Here is a 14,949-nt window from a genome sequence, read left to right as displayed (position 1 = left end):
GCTGATGGCCACAGTCAGGAGGCGCGTAAACGCTCCGTCCGCGGCCCACCGCCCTCACGAGCCTCGGCCCCACCTCCTGGTAGCCCAGGACTGTCCGAAGCGATGCAGCCGAATCGAGGGACCCTCCCCACACCCGACGCCGCGGCCTCGCCCGTTCAGGCATCACCACCGCCCCGCCACCCGCGGAGGCCGCAGCGCACGCAGCGCCCGGTTGCGGTCACGGTCCGGGAAGCCTGCCCGCGCGTAGGTCAAGGATGCATGAGCCCAGAATCTAGATGTGCTGTCCCGGGACGTTGGTGACACGCATGCTGGGTGCTTGAACGGGTGAGGGCCTTCTGGGTTCGGTGTGGATTGCGACATCTGCACCTGACCGCAGGAGGCCCTCGTGTCCCACCGTAATGCCCCGCTGGCTGCGACCGGGAGGCTGCGTCTGGCCCGGTGTGTCGTGGACGACGGCTGGCCGCTGCGGCGGGCCGCGGAACGCTTCCAGGTCAGCCACACCACCGTCGCCCGCTGGGCGAGCCGCTACCGCAAGCTGGGCCAGGCCGGCATGCACGACCGCTCCAGCCGCCCCCACCACAGCCCGCGCCAGACGCCCGCCGCGGTCGAACTGCAGGTCGTGCAACTGCGGCACGAGCATCGGATCGGGTCGGTGCGGCTGGCAGCCCGGACCGGCGTCGCCGCCTCCACCGCCCACCGCATCCTCGTCCGCCACGGCCTGCCCGCCTTGGCCGCCTGCGACCGGGCCACCGGCGAGCCCGTGCGCCGCTACGAACGCGCCCGGCCCGGGGAACTGGTCCACATCGGCGTCAAAAAGCTCGGCCGCATCCCCGACGGCGGCGGCCTGCCCTCCACCTGGTTCCCGCCGTTCCCGAGCATTGTCCATCGGGCACAGGGCCCGGGCACAGCTTGTGGTGTTCACTCATCACCGCGGCCAGCCGTATCCGCCGCCTCGTACAGGCGTAGGCCGACAACCCGTTCCAGCTCGTCATTGGGTCACGACGCGCTCCCGCCGACCTCCAGTCTCTTGGCACCCGCTGGCCGTTGGGACGGCGCCCGCCACAGCAATCGCGCGCGACTCGCGCCTCCCGTGCCAACCCGCCGCACGACCACGGCCGCCCACTCGACGGGCGCCTCTGTGCAATTGCAAGCCTTCCGGACCATCGCGCCGAAGCGCCGGACAGTCCTCGCCTGCGACCCGCGTCCCGCCCCGGTGACTCGCCCGCGGGAGGGGCCGGCTTCGGCCATTCTTTGAGGAGGCGGGCCGTCACTTACCGCATCAATATGCTTTTCGCATTTTTCTTTCTCCAGCACGTGAAAACACCCCTTCGAGGGACGGCGCGCACCCCTGGCAGTCACCAGCAGCAGGGACAGAGAGCACACGGCCCGCCCGCTGAGTGGGGGGTCAGCCGGTGATCTCCTTGCGGCTTTCGCCGCCGCTGATGGCGATCTTGCGGGGCTTGGCCTGCTCGGCGACCGGAATCCGCAGCCGGAGCACGCCGGCCTCGTAGGAGGCGTCGATCCGGTCGGTGTCCAGGGTCTCACCCAGGAAGAGCTGCCGGCTGAACGTCCCCACGGGCCGCTCGGTGACCACCGTGTCGGTGTTCTCGCCGTACGTTGGCTTGCGTTCGGCCCTCACCGTCAGGACGTTGCGCTCGACATCAAGATCGATCGACTCCGGCGTCACCCCCGGCAGGTCCAGATCGACGTAGAACGTGTCGCCCTCGCGCCAGGCGTCCATCGGCATCGCCGCGGGCCGCGCAGCCGTCCCCCAGACCCGTTCGGCGAGTCGGTCGAGCTCCCGGAAAGGATCGGTACGCATCAGCATCTGCATCCCTCCTTCACACCCTCCTGTCTCGTGCGTTGCGCTACTTCTTATATACCCGGCACCCGGAAAGTTGACAACTCTCAACTCAACTTCCCGCAGTGGTAGCTTGTCATAGCCAGGGATGGATCGGTATATGGAGAAGCGGGCGAGCGGGGGTGGAGGCTCTCGCGTATCGCCGGGCTGACCACGCTCGTCCCAACGGCAACGAGCAACTGAAGAAGGAGGAGACGAACATGGATGCTCTGGCCTGGCTGCTTCCACCGCTGCTCACGAGCCTCGGAGCCAGTACCTGGGCCTGGTGCATCGGGCGACGTCGCCCCGCTCCGCCGACCCACGACACGTGGAGCGACCTTGATCGCTACCAGCGGATGCGCACGGCTCTGGGAGCCTGACCCGGCCAAGCTGACGGCCAACAGCTCACCGCGTTGGCCGGCCTCGGGCTGGAGCCGCTCTGACGCTGCCGGGCATACACACGAATTGAGCCCGCCAGGGCGTCACACTCTGTCCGACCAGACCGGCAGGCCTCCTTCCGGGCCGCCGCAGCACCTTAGGTCCCGGCCGCCTATCCCGGCGCAGCCGGGACCGGAAACCAAATGCCCTACCGGCGACGGCGCACCTCGCGCAGGTAAACCTCCACCAGCTCCTGCCCCACCACGCAGCGCTGCGCCCCGCACTCACCACAGACCTCGATGTGAGCCACATACACGGCGTAGGCGTCCACCGCAGCCATGTTCAGGCCCTCGGCTTCCCCCGGGCCGCTCTCAACGCTCCAGCCCGGCCCGAACGGGCCCTCCTGGCCCGCCGTGCCGGACCCCACCCCGCAGGCTCCCTCCACTCGGTCCCGCCCCTGGAACATCACCGCTCACTCCCCCGCCGCATAACACCCCGCCCGAAGCGGCCTGACGCCGCTGCCCGGGCGGGACGCTGCTGCTGTCCCGATAACCGTGAAGCGCGGTGTACGCCACGCAGGCACGATTCAGCAAGCCACGCCGACACACCACAACACCGGCCCAGGACACGACACCCCGCGCCGGCCGCGCCGACCCCGGCATACGCGCACCCCTGTCAGCAGGTCAGCAACGCCTCGACAGACGGCGAAGGGCCGCCTGCCGCCCCACCGCACGGCCGTACGGACCACCGCAGAACCCGGTCACCTGACCGGTCACATACGCCGTAACCTCCTCCGCCCGGGCCGCGTTGGGAAGAACACGCGTGCATACCCGCCGAGCGGATCGGCGAAAGCCGGCCGCTTGCCGCGGTGGCGGACCACGAGATCGGCGAGGCGCTGGACTGCTCTGGGGCAGCTCGGCGGTGAACACCTAGAACGCCCGCCGCGGCGTGGTGCTGTCCTGGACCGGCTGGTGCGCTGAGTGCGGCTATGACGGGCCGGCGGTCCCGGCCCGAACGAAGGGGATGCCGCCGCGGGACTCCGACACCCCGGTGCGGTCGAAGATGGCGATCGACCGGCTGATCGCCCGCCGGGACGTCCACCTGCGCGAAGTGCTGCGCCCTGGGGGCTACGCCGGCCCACCATCCATCCGCTACCTGGAGCTGGGTTCGGTGGGGGCGTGTACGTCACCGGGTTGGAGGCGTGTCTCGCGATGATGACGATGCGTTGACCGTGCATGAAGATCAACCGCACTCTCCTCGGAGCCTCCGCCATGGCCGCCGGCTTGCCCTTGCTCCTGTTCGCGCCCGCTCAGGCCGCCACCTCAGGCGGGCTCGGTGCCTCACCGGCCCGGTGAGGCACCCTCGCGCCTCTGCACTCGACGACGCGGTGTCCGTCGTCGGCAACCTCGCGGGAAGCCGCGAGGGGAAGGGTTCACAGTCCTGGCAGCGCAACCAGAACGCGATCGCTGATGCCACCGACGAACTGAACTAGATCATCAACCTGACCCAGTAGGCGATCGGAGCGCCGCGAGCACGGCACAGCGATCACCTCGATCCCAGGGATGCGCGACCGACGCGTGCCCCGCCTTGACCAGGAGGAAGCATGGCTACGGGAATCGTGAAGTGGTTCAACTCGGAAAAGGGCTTCGGCTTCATCGAACAGGACGGCGGCGGAGCCGACGTGTTCGCCCACCACAGCAACATCGCCGCCCAGGGCTACCGCGAGCTCCACGAGGGCCAGAAGGTCGAGTTCGACGTCACCCAGGGCCAGAGGGGTATGCAGGCGGAGAACATCAGGGTCATTTGAACCACGACCCGCGAAGTGCTCCGTACCACCCTGGTACGGAGCACTTCGCACCTGACCTGGAGGGCCAAGATCCGTGTCGCGCAGCGAAACATCGGCCTGCCGGTGATGTCGGACTGGTCAGACAGACCATTAAGGGTGGCCGCGCCAGGTAGAGCCCCCTCCGCCTGTTCCATTATTGAAGATATGCAACCGAAAGCGACTTTTCGGACACTCTCGTGTTGATCGCTGGTGATCGTTATAGGAGAGGACACCCATGCGCCGACTTCTCTTGCCTGGTGCTGTGAGGCCGCTGCCGAAAGTCCTGCCACGATTCGACAGGCGCAAGGCGCGCGAAGAGCTGAAGAACCTCGGGAAAGCCGCGGCATCCAAGTCCAAGGAGGGAGCGAAGTGACGAGCGAATCCGCTGCTACCGAAGTCACGGCCGACAGCCTCGGCAACCTGCTGATGTTCCTCGCTGAGAACGGGTACGCCGACCAGGTGGGGTCCTGGGTCAGCGACGCCGTGGAGAACTTGCCCATCACTGGGGCACAGCTGCTGAGCGCCCTCGGCCGCGACAGCCTCGCGCAGGCCGCGGCCGAGGCGGACATGACGGTCGAAGCGTACGCGGAGCAGCTTGCGCAGGAACTTCCTGCAGCTGCGGACGCCGTCACTCCCCGAGGCGAACTGCTGGACGACGAGGAGTTCGACGAGCACCTGCAGGCGTTCCAGTCCTGAGCGGCTCGGCTTGCGGCTGGGCGCTCCCCGCCTGCGACGGCAACGCCGCATGGCGCAGGGCTCAGCCGCAAGCCCCGGTTCCGCGCGTCAGTGCGCCTTCGCGGGTGCTCAGGCGCGGGCGGGTGCCAGGTTCTCTACGTTGGTGACGGTGCCGGTGGCGACGGTGACGCTGCGGTTGCCGGGGTCGGCAACGGTGAACGGGGTGCCGGCCTCCATCGCGACAACGTGCTTCAGCTCCATGGTGACGGCGGCCCGGGTCCCGGGGAGCAGGCGGCTGGTCCCCTGAGGGAGGGTCAGCTTCGCAGACACGAGGGCGACCGAACTGACACACAAGGCAATCAGGGCAAGATCACCCGATTCAGCGATACAGCAGCAGCGGGCGCGGGGCGTCGGGGCGCGGGTCGTACAGTGCCCGGCCGCCGGGCCACCGCTCGCGTCCGCGATGTCACCTTGGACATCCGCGTCACCTCCGCGATCTACCAGGCCATGCCGGTACCTCCCTCGCCGAGCCGGCCGGTCCGGCCACCCGCATGACCGTAGAAGTTGCCGCAACGGAAAGCGCAAGCACGAAGACCTGTTGGACACACACCAGGGCCTGACCCGTCGGACAGGCCTTGGGCGGGAGGTGTTTCAGCGGGCCAGTGTGACCGTGACGGGGGCGTCGGGGCAGCCGGCAAGGGCGTCGGCGAGCGTGCCGTGCTCGGTGATGTCGATGCTCAGGCCCCAGCGGGTCTTGTCGGCGATCCAGTCGGTGGCGTACTGGCAGCGGTACCCGGCGGCCGGCGGCAGCCAGGTGGAGGGGTCCTGGTCGGCCTTGGAACGGTTGGAGGCGGCCGAGACCGCGATCAGGGCGCGGTCGTCACCGAGGTCGTTGGCGTAGGCCTCCCGCTCTGCTGGGCTCCAAGCTGAGGCGCCGGAGTCCCAGGCCTCGGCGAGCGGGACCAGGTGGTCGATGTCCAGGCCGGACGGGCCGTTGATGTACCGGTCGTCGTAGGGCGAGTACCACTCGCCCCCGCTCAGCGCGCAGCGGGCGCCCTGCTCGGGGGCGACGACGGCTTCGGCCTTGAGAACTTCGGCGCGGGTGTTGCAGCCGTCCCGGTCGGCGTCGACCCAGTGCTTGAAGGCGGTGCGCTGGTAGCCGGTGCGGTTCTCCTGGGCGATGGGCAGGTGGGCCAGAACATCACGCACGGGTGCGGTGAGCGTCTGGCCCGGCTCGCGCAAGGCAGGGTAGGCCGGAGCGGCGTGGGCGGTGGTGGGGAGCAGCAGGACGATGAAGGCGGCGGCGATGGCGGCAGCACGGGCGAAGAACACGAGGAGGGGCCCTCTCGAAGAACACCGACGGGTCGTGATCTTCGTAGCGGGCCCGGAGCCGGACACGCCCGGGAAGCGGTAGCGGCTCTACTCGATCGGGCGGTAAGTGCGATAGTCAACGCTTACGGAGCGACGGCCCGCTTAGAGACCCGCTCCTGCCGAGAGGCCTGAAACAGGAAGGCCGGTAGGTCGCTGCGGGACACGGTTTTTCTGCCGATGTTCCGAACCACAGCATGTCCCTGCGGCGTCATGAACGGTGAAGGTCGGACGGCGAGAGCATCGAACGGACCAGAGGCGAGTCGGATGACGGATCCGTGTCCTCACCACGCCGCGCCTGAAGCTGCTCGCGCAGGCCGGGGTCGGTGAGGCGCAGCTCGACATCAGCGGAAGCCGACCCCAAAGGCTCATGTGCGGCAGCCAGGGGCATCGAACGCGGATGAGACCGTTGCGAGGTGAAGCGGGTTCGCCGTCGACACCACGCCTCCTCGGCCGCCGTGTCCCATGCCGCCCAGGCCGCCTGACCGACGACGGTCGGCGCAGGCGGCGCGGGCAGCGTTGCGGTCAGAGGACGGCGAGGTAGAACCCGGCGGCCCTTCCGTGGTTGGTGGTGTCGTAGGTGCCCACCAGGACTCCCCTGCCGTTCGCGCAGCCGCCGGCGATGGCGCGGATGCTGGTGCTGATGCCGTCGCGGGGCGTGGCCGTCACCAGAGCCCTGGACAGGTCGATGTCGTCGTCGTTGATCCTGACGCAGTAGTTGTGGCCGGCCGGCTTGGTCACTTCACTGACGTTCTTGGAGTGGACGACCGTTCCGTCGGCGTTGACCAGGGCGCCGGCCCTGGCGTACGGGGCCTGGGAACCCGAGGGGGCCGCGATCGCGATCCCGCCGATGACGCCGAGGCCGGTCAGGCACAGCCCTGCGGCTGTGATCCCGGCCGTCCGCGTCCACTTCTTCTTCACCTGCATACGTGTGCCTCCACGTCAGAAAGTCCGGTTCAGGGACGGGGAGACCGTTTCGGTAGGTCTTCCCGAGGGGGTATTTGGCTCCCAGGCGCGGGTTCATGCCGCAGGTCACCCGCACGGTGGGCGCGCGCAGGGCGGCCGTGTCGGGCGTGAGCAGCAGCCACGTAGCCGCAAAGGCTTCACGCGCCCACTCAAGGGTGGTTTGGCCCTCCCGGTGACCGAAGGACGCACGCGCAGAGGCCAGTTCCTGGACCGGTACAGGCAGCTCGAGTGCTGCCCGGCCGGAATGCAGCACCGGCAGGTGCTCGGCGAACGGTCGCCACAGGTGGCGGCACCTGCGGCCAACAGGAAACACTGTGACCAACCGGCCACCGGAGGAAAGTCCCATGGGTGTCTTCAGCAAGTTCCGTCACAAGAAGAGCGAGGCGTCCACAGAGGAGGCAGCGACTGCCACACTCACCGCCGAGCCGGAGAGCGCCGCCGAAGACAGTGACGCAGCCGACACGGCAGAAACTGCCGAAAGTGCTCCAGGTGACGGGGACCATCACGCGACGGGATCGCGATAAGTACCCGGCACTAACGGCACTGGGCGACGGCCGCCCTCACCATGACGCACCGGCACTGGCTCTCATCGCGCGCTCGAAGCTCATCGCTGTCCCAGCCCCCGGCCTGTGCCGGACCTCGCCTGAAGGACGTGATGACGCCTGACCGCCCCCGAGTAACGGTCAGGTGTCATGCCGGAGGGGAGGTCGCGAGGAGCGCGGACACCCCGCGACCCACCATGGTCGATCTTGAAATAGCCGTCGGAGCGCCTCGCATATCGCCAGGTGCATGCGCCGCCCTCCGCCGTCGCCGGGCTCCCGGGTAAGGAGTCCCGCACCGTCGTCTATCCGGGTGCTGGTCGCCAGCGCTGCAAGCCGGGCATCCGAGTCCGGGACTCCAGCACCGCCCCATGGCGTTCCCGGTGGATCACCAGGGCAGGAACACTGGCCACCGATCCCCGCTGTCCGCGGTGGTCAGCGCCTTCGGTGCCCCGGGGGGCGGACGTCAGTGGCTGCTCAGAGCGTCCACGGTGCCTCCGGCCAGATGCTGGGCGGTGTGGTCGATGACGTTGCCGTTGGAGCAGTTGTTGACGTCGTCGCTGACGTAATCGCCCAGGGCGGGCACGACGGCGACCTCTTGCCGGCACACCGCATCCGCAGTGAAGTTCCAGTTGCTGGCGGCGTTCACGCTGCCAGAGTCGCTGCCGTTGTCGGCCAGGGCCGGTGCGGCGCTCATGGCACAAGCGACGGTCACTGCGGCAGCGGCGAGCACGCCGCGCATGATCATTGTTCCCATGCCCGGCTCAACGAAGCGACGCACTAAACGGCACGCCTGGGTCGGGCTGACCCGCGATGGAAGTCGGATCGTGGCATGCCGCCGGTTCGGCTGGTGGGTGATCCAGCAGGCCTCGGTGCGAACGAGAACGAGTTCGGTGCTTGGCTTGTGCAGGGTGGCCCGCTTGGCCGCGCGGACGAAGACCAGTTCTGGCCATGGCGCGGTGGGTCTCGCCATCAGTGCGGCACCGGCAGCGCCACAGACAGAGACATGTGTGGCTCCTTACAGCGACACCACTGATCACAAAGTGTTCAGCCAGTGGCGCGTATCAGCACCTTTCACACCAGCTGCGAAAAACAGCCTTTTCCCTGGCTTCGTGAGCGCTTCGCTCGGGTGTGTCTATGCGCTCTTGGCGGGCGCTGATGCGCGGCTGCCGGCGCGGAGCGGTCCGGCGGCCGCGGCCGGAGAGCGAGGAGCTTGCGGTGACGACGAGCGAGATCGGCACGAGCGGTCCGGGTGGGTCCGGTGACCTGGCTGCGGCAACCGGACAGTCGGCGGCCGGGCGGTTGACGGCGGCCCGGGAAAGCGTGTGTGCGGCCCTGACTGCGATGGTCGGTGCGGACGGTGCGGTGCGCAGGCCGTGCGCGAGTAGGGCGCTGGAGTCGGCGCTGCTGCTGGTGCTGCTGCGTCGGCGCGGCAGCCACCCGCTGCAGCAGCGTGAACTCGCGGCGTACCTGGCCACCCCGCAGGCGCGGGCCGACGCGTTCGGCGCAGCCATGGCGCAGGCGGTCCTCGACGGCCGCGGTCCCGGCGCCGACGTGGTCGGCAGTCAGCTGCTGGCTGGGTTCGACCACTTCTCCCGTGCGCGCAAGCGGCTGCTGTTCGACGTGTACCTGGCCGTGGCCGGTGCGGCCCCGTTCGAGGAGTCCATGCTCCGCCCTCCCCGCCAGGATCAAAGCCCCCGCGACGCCAGCGACAATACGGTCACCTGGATCGAGATGATCATGCTGAGTGTGCGGGTCGTGGTCGCGCACGGTCTCGGCGCGGGTAAGCAGATCACCGAGCAGGAGCGTCGGCGGCTGCTGGAGCTGCTGGGCTCAAGCCGGGCACCGGTGTGGGAGAACTACCCCGCCGCCCACCTGATGGCGCTGCTCGCCGTCCAGGAGTTCACCCCCGGCCACCGGTTGGTGGAGTCCGGTACAGCGGCGGTGCTGGCGTGCCGAAACCCGGACGGGGGTGTGCCGAGCATGTCGAACCTGGATGTGTTCAGCACCGGCCCCGCCGGGCTGGCCCTGGCTCGGGCAGGCGCGGACCGTGGTCTGCTGCACCGCATGTGCGACTACCTGACCGGTCAGCAGATGCCGGACGGCGGGTGGGTGTTCGGCGAGCACATGCGGCACAGCGACGTCGACGCCAGCTCTTATGCCGCGGCGTGCCTGGCCGCCGTTGATCCCGTCCGCTACCGGCCGGCGCTGGAGCGGGCGGGCGGGTACTTCCGGGCCATCGCCGCAAGCGAAGGCGGGTTCCCCACCTACATCAAGGGCGACCCCTCCGAGGTGGGCATGACTGCCGGCGCCCTCTGCGCCCTGGCCTGGAACGGCGTCGATCACGGTGATCTGCTGGCGAATGGGGCGCGCTGGCTGCTGGACACCCAGCACCCGGACGGGACGTTCGAGCGCAGCTGGAGTCTGAGCGAAGCGAACACGATCTGGCGCGCGATGTGGGCGCTGCACTCCCTGCCCGAGCCGGTCCGCATCACCCTGGCCGGGCGCATCGCCGGCGCGAGTGCCGCCTCCTACCGGTTCCTGGCCCGGGCGCAGAACGAGGACGGCGGCTGGGGCTACCGCCCGGGCGATCCCAGCGACACCACCAGCACGTGCTACTCACTGCTCGCCCTGTCCGCGATGAACCGGCGCCGGAAGGAAGACCAGGTGGTGCGCGCGGGTGTGGACCATCTGCTGTCGCGACAGCAACCCGACGGCGCCTTCACCGCGTTACCCGACCAGGTCGCCCCCCGCCCGCTGCTGTTCGACGCGCCGGTCTTCACCGACATCTGGGTCCTGCTGGCCCTGACCGGCTGCGACAGCAGCCCGGCAACCGGCGTCCCGGCACGGTGAGCGGGCACCCGGCCGACCCACCGGCCGCCCCCAGTCTGCACCCCGCGCACACCGTCCGTATACCGCGCCCTCTGCCGGTCGAGCGGCCCTCCCAGCTCGACCTGCCCGAAGAGCTCCGGCAGCTGCGCTCCGAGCTGCCGGTAGCACCGCTGGCGTTTCCCGACGGACCGCCGGGCTGGCTGGTCACCGGCTACGACCATGTACGCGCCGCGCTGGCCGACCCGCGGCTCAGTTCCCGGCGCCCGCACCTGAACTCCCACGTCCGCGCCAGCCTCATCACCTCAGCGGAAATGGCCGTCCTGCGTCCCTCCGACCTGCTCACCAGCGACCCTCCCGAACACACCCGCCTGCGCCGCCTGGTGGCCGGGCAGTTCACCACCCGCCGCATCCACAAGCTCGCCCCACGGATCCAGACCATCGTCGACAACCACCTCGACACCCTGGCCGCCGCACCCGGCCCAGTAGATCTGATGGCCGTCGTCGCCCTGCCCGTCCCCTGCCTGGTGATCAGCGAACTCCTCGGAGTTCCCTTTGCCGACCGCGACCAGTACCAGCGCCTGACCACCGAACTTCTCTCCCTGGACCGCACCCGCGACCAGCTCCTGGCCAGCAAAGCGGAACTGAAGAACTACCTGCTGCACCTGATCGCCGCCAGGCGCGAGCAGCCGTCCGACGACCTGCTGTCCGGACTTCTCCACGCTCAGGCCGGCGACCCAAAACTCACCGACGACGAGATCGCCGCCCTGGCCCAGCTCATCCTCATCGCCGGACACGAGACCACCGCCAACGTCCTTGGCCTCGCCGTGCTCCTGCTGCTGCGCCCGCCCCGCCTGTGGGAGATAGTGCGCCGCCGTCCCGGCCTCGTCGACGGCGTCATTGAGGAGACCCTGCGCTACGCCACCGTCCTGCAGTTCGGCCTGCTGCGCGTCGCCCGCGAACCCCTCACCATCGCCGGACAACCCATCCAGACCGGCGAGCGGGTCGTCCTCCACCTGCCCGCCGCCAACCGCGACCCCAACCGGTTCACCGACCCCGACTGCTTCGTTCCCGACCGACCCGACGCCGCCAAACACCTCAGCTTCGGCCATGGCCCCCACCACTGCATCGGCGACCAGCTCGCCCGCACCGAACTGCACACCCTGCTCACCACGATGCTGCGCTGCTTTCCCGCGCTGCGCCTAGCCACAGCCGACCCCGGCCAGATTCCCACCCACACCCACCGCGTCGTCCACGGCCCCGCGCAGCTGTTCGTGCACGTCACCGCCTGAATCGCCGTGCAGCCGAGGTACGGAAGGAGCGACACGGTGCCCACGACAACTTCCGATGGGCGCGGCCCGTACGCCGCCTACGCCTTCGACTTCGACGGCACCCTCGCCGACACCACAGACATCAACCACGGCGCGGTACGGGCCTCGCTTGCCGCCCACGGCATCACCGTCACCACCGCCTGGCTGGCCGCCGAACCCGTCTTCACCGCCACCCGACTGCGCCGGCGCCTGGCCTTGCCACCCGCCGCCCTGCCCGAGGACAGCTTCGTCCAAGCCGCACGCGCCTACTGGTTCGCCCACACCGACCAGATCACCCCGATCACCGCGGCCGCCGCCGCAGCACGCGACGCCGCCGAACACGCCGCCATCGCCGTCGTCTCCGCCAACTACAGCGACATCGTCCGCGCCGGCCTGAACGTCATCGGACTGAACGACCTGCCCTGGACCGTTGTCGGCCGCGACCACGTCACCCATCCCAAGCCCGCACCCGACGCCTACCTGCACGCCGCCCACCTCCTGGACATGGCCCCCGGCCGGTGCCTGGCGCACGAGGACACCGACGAAGGCATCACCGCCGCCACCACCGCCGGCATGCACGTCCTCGACATCCGACAACTGCCTTGGCGATGACTCGATGCCTGACAGCAGCTGGTGGCTCTGCCGGGTTCGCGTTCTACGTCGCCAACGTCGCCTCGTACAACAAGACGTACGGCACGATGGCCGGCGTCATCGTCTTCCTGGCGTGGCTGTGGATCAGCAACCTGACGATCCTGCTGGGCCTGGAGTTCGACGCGGAGACCGCCCGGCAGCAGGCGATCGCCGGGGGCCACCCGCCGGAGGCCGAGCCCTACACCCAGCCGCGCGACACCCGCAAGTGGAGCGACGGGGACCGCCGCCACCCGGACAAGCTGACAGCCTGGCCTTGGTGCAAGCCGTTTACCTGGGGTACCGGCACCATATGAAACTGCTGAATCAAGTGCGCGACGCCGACGAGCTGGGAACCAAGGAAGCGGCTTCCCGCATACCGGCCGGGGTGGCGAAGGTGCTGTCGGCGGTCGAGGAGGCTGCCGAGAGTTCGAAGCTGTGGTGTGGTATGGCCGGGATGATGGCGTGGCGGGGCGGCCCGCGGGGTCGTAGGGCGGCAGCCGCGGGCATCGCGGCGATCGTGGTGGCGCAGCTGGTGTCCAACGGCGTAGGCAAACAGGTGACCGGCCGGCGCCGGCCGCCCAAGGAGTGGATCCCGCACGACGAGGTCGAGGACCGCCCGGACTCCTCGTCCTTCCCCTCCGGACACACCGCGGCCGCCGTGGCGTTCACCGCGGCCGTCACACCGGCGTGGCCGGTGGCCGGTGCCCTGTGCGCGGTACCGGCGGCAGCGGTCGCCGTCGAGCGGGTGCAGAGCGGCGCCCACTACCCCAGCGACGTCGCGGCCGGCGCCGCCATCGGCCTGACCACCGCCTGGCTCACCCACCGCGCCGCGTACCCGCTGCGCCGCCGCCTCATCACCCTGTGAGGGACGGTCACGTAACCCCGGCAGCCGACCGGGCGTTGACCACCTGGCACGACGAGGTCTCGACCGTGTCGGCAGCCCCGTCACCGCACCGGCGTGGCGGTAGGGCCGCGCTGTCCGCCGCCCGGCTTCCCCTGCGCGGGCGAACGGCGCGCACATGGCCCCGGTTCCTTCGCCCCTCGCGGAGGACCGGGGCTGACACATGGCTGTGCGGCTCGGAACTAAGGCGATATTCACCGTCGTTCTTGGGTCACCGCTCGCTCGGAATGAAAGGCGGGTCGGATTGCATCCCGTCGCACAGGCGTTCCAGCGTCCGCAGATTCGGCACTTGGGCAGACCAGGCTCTCATCAGTTCCGGACCGTGGCTGAACGGACCGCCGTCCACAGGGCCGCAGCGCACGGTCACCAGACCGCGGTTGCCCATGGGCGGCGTGTCGTTCCACTGGTAGCCGTAGAAGATGAGCGGCTTGGCGGACCACGGTATGAGTTCGGCGTTGCCGCGCAGCCCGTCGCGCGAAACGGTGAAAGGCCCGAACCGGGCCTCGGCGCCCTCCGTGATCTCCTGGCCCAGTCGGGGCATCTGGGCGGCGGCGACTTTGTCTCGAACTGCGCTGACCAAGGGCCCGAACTCATGCCGTAGATCCTCGCGCATGCCGTATGTGGCGTAGTCGGAGGCCAGTGTGCGGTCGGGGGCGTCCCTCAGTTCCAGACTGGGAGCGGCGCTGTCGTCAATGTCGAACGTCAGGAAGCGGACGAACTGGTGAAGGACGCTGCCGATGTCCAACTGAGGCTTGATGAGAACATGCACGTCGAACAGCAATGAGCGCACGTCGTCCCAGTAGGGCGCGGCGATGACTCGGTCGCGACGGTCGGTGAAGACGGCGCCGTCGTCAAATGCGTACAGGGTCAGCTGTCTGCGTTTGGGGCGACCGCCACCGCGGGCGTACGCGATGGCCCGACCAAGACCGAGTTCGGCCACCGCCTCGCTCACCTCGTCAGGCAGGGAGCCAGGCACCAAGTGGTGCGGCATTTCCTTCGCGGCTTCGGTCACGTGCTGACTCCTGCTCAACCTCGTCACAACCCTTGTCGGGCGGACTCCTGCTGCTCCTCAGACTTGGAATATCGCACTCGTCGCCACGCTCCGTGGGGACAGAGGCGCTTACGTATGACGGGCGCCCGAGGAGGCCGGAGATGTTCGTTCCCTGTCGCCTGAACCTACCGTCCCGAACTACGTGAGGGAGCCAGTTCATTACGGGAAAGTCGTCTTGGTCAGCACTCCTCCTCGACCGGGCGGGCGTCGGTGTCGTGTTGGTGCTTGCGGTTTCCTTCACTCAGCAGGGGCGACCGCAACCGGCAGGTCCCGGCAGGCTCCGTCGGCGCTCGGGCGGCGCCAGGGCGGGAGTACAAGGTGCGCACCGCCGCCTGAGGCCGTCGACTCCCAGCAGCACCGTCCTGGGTGCCGTCAGGGAGCCGGTGACGGCACCCGCCGCTACGACCCGGCGGGGCGCCTGCGGTACGTCGGGCAAAACACGACGCTGTCAGCGCGCGTTGGGCGTGCGCTGGGCGACGTCCTGGCCCTGCCACAGGGGTGTGCATCCGTGGCAAGGGTGGACTTTCTCGGCGGCTTCCCTCGAATGGCCGCTTACGGTGGCTGCGCTGTGCGAGTGCGCCCAGACTGTCATGAAAAACACCGGTATGCGCTTTGTGTGCGCGCCCTCTTCGCCTCC

The 14,949-nt window shown here is 69.3% G+C and carries 13 protein-coding genes and 3 pseudogenes; 9 read left to right on the top strand and 7 right to left on the bottom strand.

Annotated features, from left to right (window positions below):
- Nucleotides 1-385: 385 nt before the first annotated feature.
- Nucleotides 386-844 (top strand): annotated as a pseudogene (locus AQJ30_RS36690) (leucine zipper domain-containing protein); the annotation flags it as partial.
- A gap of 561 nt (nucleotides 845-1,405) precedes the next feature.
- Here AQJ30_RS36690 and AQJ30_RS07435 read toward each other — a convergent pair.
- Together AQJ30_RS07435 and AQJ30_RS07430 are read right to left on the bottom strand one after the other, a co-directional pair.
- Nucleotides 1,406-1,828: an Hsp20/alpha crystallin family protein gene (locus AQJ30_RS07435; protein WP_067230971.1), complete on the bottom strand. Its 423-nt coding sequence runs from the start codon at nucleotides 1,826-1,828 to the stop codon at nucleotides 1,406-1,408.
- 598 nt (nucleotides 1,829-2,426) lie between these two features.
- Complete coding sequence (locus AQJ30_RS07430; protein WP_159052307.1) at nucleotides 2,427-2,684, bottom strand: hypothetical protein; 258 nt, start codon at nucleotides 2,682-2,684, stop codon at nucleotides 2,427-2,429.
- 366 nt (nucleotides 2,685-3,050) lie between these two features.
- On the opposite strand from AQJ30_RS07430, the pseudogene AQJ30_RS39190 reads away from it, so the two are divergent.
- The 3 genes and pseudogenes from AQJ30_RS39190 to AQJ30_RS07420 form a co-directional block, all read left to right on the top strand.
- Nucleotides 3,051-3,328: pseudogene (locus tag AQJ30_RS39190) on the top strand (site-specific integrase); the annotation flags it as partial.
- A gap of 493 nt (nucleotides 3,329-3,821) precedes the next feature.
- A complete protein-coding gene (locus tag AQJ30_RS07425) occupies nucleotides 3,822-4,025 on the top strand; it encodes a cold-shock protein (RefSeq protein ID WP_067230146.1) in 204 nt (67 codons plus the stop codon).
- Between the two features lie 387 nt (nucleotides 4,026-4,412).
- Complete coding sequence (locus tag AQJ30_RS07420) at nucleotides 4,413-4,739, top strand: YidB family protein (protein WP_067230143.1); 327 nt, start codon at nucleotides 4,413-4,415, stop codon at nucleotides 4,737-4,739.
- A gap of 108 nt (nucleotides 4,740-4,847) precedes the next feature.
- Here AQJ30_RS07420 and AQJ30_RS38375 read toward each other — a convergent pair whose 3' ends face one another.
- The 4 genes from AQJ30_RS38375 to AQJ30_RS39940 all read right to left on the bottom strand — a co-directional run bounded on the left by AQJ30_RS38375 (nucleotide 4,848) and on the right by AQJ30_RS39940 (nucleotide 8,564).
- Nucleotides 4,848-5,048 (bottom strand): hypothetical protein, encoded by a 201-nt coding sequence (locus tag AQJ30_RS38375; protein ID WP_159052306.1) that lies wholly within the window; start codon nucleotides 5,046-5,048, stop codon nucleotides 4,848-4,850.
- A 321-nt stretch (nucleotides 5,049-5,369) separates the two neighbouring features.
- Nucleotides 5,370-6,050, bottom strand: a complete 681-nt coding sequence (locus AQJ30_RS07415) for an HNH endonuclease family protein (protein WP_079083901.1) — start codon at nucleotides 6,048-6,050, stop codon at nucleotides 5,370-5,372.
- A 561-nt stretch (nucleotides 6,051-6,611) separates the two neighbouring features.
- The gene (locus AQJ30_RS07410) at nucleotides 6,612-7,013 is read right to left on the bottom strand and encodes a hypothetical protein (RefSeq protein ID WP_067230140.1); all 402 of its coding nucleotides are present in this window, start codon (nucleotides 7,011-7,013) and stop codon (nucleotides 6,612-6,614) included.
- A 1,044-nt stretch (nucleotides 7,014-8,057) separates the two neighbouring features.
- The gene (locus AQJ30_RS39940; protein WP_342671619.1) at nucleotides 8,058-8,564 is read right to left on the bottom strand and encodes a hypothetical protein; all 507 of its coding nucleotides are present in this window, start codon (nucleotides 8,562-8,564) and stop codon (nucleotides 8,058-8,060) included.
- 245 nt (nucleotides 8,565-8,809) lie between these two features.
- Here AQJ30_RS39940 and AQJ30_RS07400 point away from each other — a divergent pair, with 245 nt between their 5' ends.
- The 5 genes and pseudogenes from AQJ30_RS07400 to AQJ30_RS07380 all read left to right on the top strand — a co-directional run bounded on the left by AQJ30_RS07400 (nucleotide 8,810) and on the right by AQJ30_RS07380 (nucleotide 13,225).
- Nucleotides 8,810-10,444: a prenyltransferase/squalene oxidase repeat-containing protein gene (locus AQJ30_RS07400; RefSeq protein WP_159052305.1), complete on the top strand. Its 1,635-nt coding sequence runs from the start codon at nucleotides 8,810-8,812 to the stop codon at nucleotides 10,442-10,444.
- Nucleotides 10,441-11,712, top strand: coding sequence for a cytochrome P450 (locus AQJ30_RS07395; RefSeq protein WP_079083899.1), 1,272 nt, complete (start codon nucleotides 10,441-10,443; stop codon nucleotides 11,710-11,712). The genes AQJ30_RS07400 and AQJ30_RS07395 overlap by 4 nt, the downstream gene beginning before the upstream one ends.
- Nucleotides 11,713-11,748: 36 nt before the next feature.
- Nucleotides 11,749-12,342 carry an HAD family hydrolase gene (locus AQJ30_RS07390; protein WP_067230132.1) on the top strand — a complete coding sequence of 198 codons (594 nt, stop codon included), beginning with the start codon at nucleotides 11,749-11,751 and terminating at the stop codon, nucleotides 12,340-12,342.
- A gap of 26 nt (nucleotides 12,343-12,368) precedes the next feature.
- A pseudogene (locus AQJ30_RS07385) lies at nucleotides 12,369-12,674 on the top strand (YihY/virulence factor BrkB family protein); the annotation flags it as partial.
- Entirely contained in the window at nucleotides 12,671-13,225 is a 555-nt protein-coding gene (locus tag AQJ30_RS07380) for a phosphatase PAP2 family protein (protein ID WP_067230127.1), read from the top strand. The pseudogene AQJ30_RS07385 and the gene AQJ30_RS07380, both read left to right, overlap by 4 nt.
- Nucleotides 13,226-13,472: 247 nt before the next feature.
- Here the strand turns inward: AQJ30_RS07380 and AQJ30_RS07375 are convergent, their stop codons facing one another.
- Nucleotides 13,473-14,273, bottom strand: coding sequence for a hypothetical protein (locus tag AQJ30_RS07375; protein WP_159052304.1), 801 nt, complete (start codon nucleotides 14,271-14,273; stop codon nucleotides 13,473-13,475).
- Between the last annotated feature and the right edge of the window lie 676 nt (nucleotides 14,274-14,949).

This window comes from Streptomyces longwoodensis (assembly GCF_001514125.1).
Taxonomy (GTDB): domain Bacteria; phylum Actinomycetota; class Actinomycetes; order Streptomycetales; family Streptomycetaceae; genus Streptomyces; species Streptomyces longwoodensis.
The sequence above is the reverse complement of the archived record's forward strand: the minus strand, read 5'-3'. Positions and strand labels throughout refer to the sequence as shown.